This window comes from Acinetobacter sp. YH12086 (assembly GCF_013419345.1).
In the GTDB taxonomy this organism is placed as follows: domain Bacteria; phylum Pseudomonadota; class Gammaproteobacteria; order Pseudomonadales; family Moraxellaceae; genus Acinetobacter; species Acinetobacter amyesii.
The window spans coordinates 1-1,088 of record NZ_VPAF01000059.1 but is presented as its reverse complement, the minus strand read 5'-3'; the positions used below and the strand labels follow the sequence as shown (position 1 = coordinate 1,088).

Genomic DNA, 1,088 nt, shown 5'->3' with positions numbered 1-1,088 from the left:
GGGCGAATTCAAACATGAGGTGCGACAGTTTGAAAAGTCTTATGATAATCAACAAGCTGAGCAAATTTCTCTAATGGTGTAAGCCAATCTAACGCTTTTCTAGGACGAGTATTCAGTGACATGGCAACTTGATTTAAATAATGCTGATCTGCCTGATTTAAATCAATCCCTTTAGGTAAATATTGCCTAATTAAACCATTCATATTTTCGCATGTGCCTTTTTGCCAGGGTGAATGTGGGTCACAGAAATATACATCTATGCCTAAATCTTCTTCAAGTATTTTATGTTCTGCCATCTCGCGTCCACGGTCATAGGTCAACGTTTTACGCAGTTCTGCAGGTAAATATTTCAGAGCTTCAGTTAAAGCCTTGCGCACTGATTCTGCCTTTGCATCAGGTAATGTTGCCAAGATACAGAGCCGTGTATTTCGTTCAATAAGTGTTGCTATCGAACTTTTATTGTCTTTACCTTTAATTAAATCAGCTTCCCAATGACCCGGTATTTTTCTTTCTTGAACTTCGGCTGGGCGCTCATGAATAGTTTTAATATCCTGTAATATAGAATCTTTTTTAGGTTCACCGTTAGCTTTTCGCTTTTTATTTTCATGACGTAGACAGGATAATAAGTCTTTTTTCAACTCACCCTTGGGTAATGCTCGTATCGTTGAATAAATCGTTGTATGGCTTACATTCATTGTTTGATCCAAATCAGGAAATGTCTTTAAACGCTTTGCTATTTGCTGAGGAGACCATAAACAACGGATCGCTTCAACAATAAATTTCCAGAGGATTGAATCGATTTTGAGTTTTCTGTGACCACGTCTACGTCTAGCAAAAGTGTTATCAGAAGCATATCGAGCTTGATAAACGTCATTGATGCTATTTCTTTTAAGCTCACGATAGATCGTACTAGGATGTCTTTTAATAAGTTCAGCAAATTTTCTGGCTGAAAAGCCTTCTTTTCTTGACTCAAGCATTAATGCAGTACGATCTTCAAAGTTAAGATGATGGTATGACAATTTTATATACTCCATAAACCCTTTAAATTAATTAGGTGGTTTATGTCGCACTTCAAGTTTTACTCTGCC

Annotated in this window: 1 protein-coding gene; it reads right to left on the bottom strand. The window is 36.9% G+C overall.

The genetic code is table 11. The features are described from left to right. Positions 1 to 8 precede the first annotated feature (8 nt). Positions 9 to 977: an IS30 family transposase gene (locus FTU29_RS17285; protein WP_014538385.1), complete on the bottom strand. Its 969-nt coding sequence runs from the start codon at positions 975 to 977 to the stop codon at positions 9 to 11. Between the last annotated feature and the right edge of the window lie 111 nt (positions 978 to 1,088).

Bases quoted from the DNA above. Each gene is read 5' to 3' on its own strand.
- FTU29_RS17285 (WP_014538385.1), bottom strand. From the start codon at position 977: ATGCTTGAGTCAAGAAAAGAAGGCTTTTCAGCCAGAAAATTTGCTGAA.